Source organism: Pseudokineococcus basanitobsidens, from assembly GCF_037482545.1.
GTDB lineage: Bacteria > Actinomycetota > Actinomycetes > Actinomycetales > Quadrisphaeraceae > Pseudokineococcus > Pseudokineococcus basanitobsidens.
This window is the reverse complement of the sequence record NZ_JBBIAA010000057.1, coordinates 1-2,447: the sequence shown is the minus strand read 5'-3', so window position 1 is coordinate 2,447 and position 2,447 is coordinate 1. Positions and strand designations below refer to the sequence as shown.

2 protein-coding genes are annotated in these 2,447 nt (G+C 74.5%); both read left to right on the top strand.

Translation table 11 applies throughout. The features are described from left to right. The first annotated feature begins 167 nt into the window (after window positions 1–167). A complete protein-coding gene (locus WDZ17_RS17205; protein WP_339576403.1) occupies window positions 168–722 on the top strand; it encodes a hypothetical protein in 555 nt (184 codons plus the stop codon). Window positions 723–799: 77 nt separating this feature from the next. Beyond that, a complete protein-coding gene (locus WDZ17_RS17200; RefSeq protein ID WP_339576402.1) occupies window positions 800–1,966 on the top strand; it encodes a zinc-dependent alcohol dehydrogenase in 1,167 nt (388 codons plus the stop codon). Window positions 1,967–2,447 lie beyond the last annotated feature (481 nt).

The window sequence follows — 2,447 nt, the reverse complement described above, 5'->3', positions numbered from 1 at the left end:
CTCGCCAGCTGGGAGGCCGGGCGCTCGTCGCTGCACGACGGGCACGTCGTCCGGGACCTCCTCGGTGCCGCGGCCTGACCGTCCCTGCCCGCGCACCGGGTGCGTCCCGGGCGCTGCCGACGTCCCACACCGGCCGCTGCGGCGGTCCAGTCCCTCAGGAGCTCTCCGTGCCCTCAGCACCCGGCGCCGCCCGGTCCCTCGTCGACGCCGTCCGGGGGGTCGCCGAGAAGGCCGCGGCCGCGGTCGGCCACCGCTCCCCGCCCGTGCAGCAGACGCTCACCGTCGGCCGTCCCCCGGAAGAGGTCGCCGCCCTGTGGCGTGACCCCGCGGCCGTGCGCCAGGTGCTGGGCGATGTCGGCACCGTCGTCGTCGACCGCGGCGCCGGCGCCCACGGCGACCGCTGGACGTGGCGGCTGGTCCGGCCTGGCTCCGACGAGCCCGTGCAGTGGCGCACCGCCCTCGCGGACGGCGGCGTCCCCCGCACCCTGCGCTGGGCGGACCCCGACGAGGGCTCCGAGCGCCCGGCCGAGCTCGTCGTCGTCCTGCGCGACGCGCCGCAGGGCCTGGGGACCGAGCAGGTCGTGCGCCTCGACCTGCCGGTGCCCGGTCTGGCCGCCGGCGCGGCGGCGCTGATGCTCGGCTACCGGGCGCGGGCGCTGCTCCTGACCGGTGAGGTCCCGACCATGACCCCGCAGCCTGCGGGCCGCGGCCGGGCGCGGTGACCGGCATGGCGCCGTGCACCCGGCCCAGCCCGGCCGCGCAGAGCCCGGCCCCCACCACCGTGACGAGGAGCTGACCGATGCGTGCCCTCTGCTGGAACGGCGTGCACGACCTGGCGGTCGAGACCGTCGACGACCCGACGCTGCTCAACCCCCACGACGTCCTGCTCGCGGTCGGCCTCACGGTGACGTGCGGGTCCGACCTGCACCTCGTCGACGGCTACCTGCCGGGGATGCGCCCCGGCGACGTCCTCGGGCACGAGTTCATGGGTGAGGTCGTCGAGGTCGGGTCCGCGGTGCGGCGCACGACGGTGGGCGACCGCGTCACCGTGCCCTCCTTCGTCTCGTGCGGGGAGTGCTGGTACTGCTCGCACGACATGCCGTCGTTGTGCGACACGACGAACCCGAACGCGGCCCTGCAGCAGCCGGTGCTCGGGCATCCTGGGGGCGGCATCTACGGGTACACGCACCCCTTCGGCGGCTACCAGGGCTCGCACGCCCAGTACGTGCGGGTGCCCTTCGGCGACGTCAACTGCTTCCGTGTCCCCGACGGCGTCACGGACACGCAGGCGCTCTTCGTCTCCGACGCGCTGGCCACCGGCTACACCGGCGCGGTCTTCTGCGGCATCACCGAGGGGGACGCCGTTGCCGTCCTCGGCGCCGGCGGGGTGGGCCTCATGGCCGCGGCGAGCGCGCGCGCCCTCGGCGCGGGGCGCACGGTCGTCGTCGACCGGCTGCCCGAGCGGCTCGACGTCGCCCGGGCGCAGGGGTCGGAGGTCCTGGACTACACCCAGGTGGACAGCGTCCAGGAGGCCCTGCGGGAGATGACGGGCGGTCGGGGGCCCGACGCCGTCGTCGAGGCCGTGGGCATGGAGGGCCACGGGACGGGCGTCCAGCAGGTGGTCGACCGGGCCAAGCAGGCGGTCCGAGCCTCCACCGACCGAGCCACCGCGCTGCGGGAGGCCCTCCTCGCCTGCCGCAAGGGCGGGACCGTCGCGGTGCTCGGCATCTACGGCCTCACCGACTCCTTCCCCATGGCGCTCGTGACGAACAAGGGCCTCACCATCCGCTCGGCGCAGCAGTACGGGCAGGTCCACGTCCCGGCGATGTTCGAGCACGTCCTGGCCGGGAGGATCGACCCGACGCCCCTGGCGACGCACGTCATGCCGCTCGAGGAGTCGGTCGAGGGCTACCGGTTGTTCCGGGACAAGGAGGACGGCTGCATCCGCGCCGTCTTCCGGCCCTGAGGCGATCTGTCGAGGAGCATCCGCAGGGCGCCACCCGCCTGCGGCTCGACCTGGGTGGTAAGACCCGGGCTGGACGGGATCGTCGGCCGTGGCGCACCTGGAGTGGTGGACACCTGCCACGCCAGGACGGGCCCCTGTCCGCCAGAGGAGCGGGTGGAGGCGGCGCTGTGGGAGGCCCGCCCGAGCGGGCACTGCGAGGTGGCTCTGTCAGCGTTGCCTGGCCCCACCTGAGCGGTGTGTCAGAGCTACTTGGCCCCACCTCGGCGTGACCGGCGAGGAGTGTCAGTGCTAGCTGGCCCCACCTGTCGGCGTGTCGGGGTGGTCTTGACGGTGATCTGAGCCCTGCCTGCCACCGTCGGGTCCCAAGACCTCGGGGCGGGGGTGGTGGTGGGTGAGCCGGGTGGAGCTGTTCGAGGCGATCCGTCGCGATGCCCGGCTGCGGAACCTGTCAAGCCTGTTGAGACGTGATGGTGCTCAGGTG

Coding starts and splice junctions, on each gene's coding strand:
- WDZ17_RS17200 (WP_339576402.1), top strand. CDS start 800: ATGCGTGCCCTCTGCTGGAACGGCGTGCACGACCTGGCGGTCGAGACC.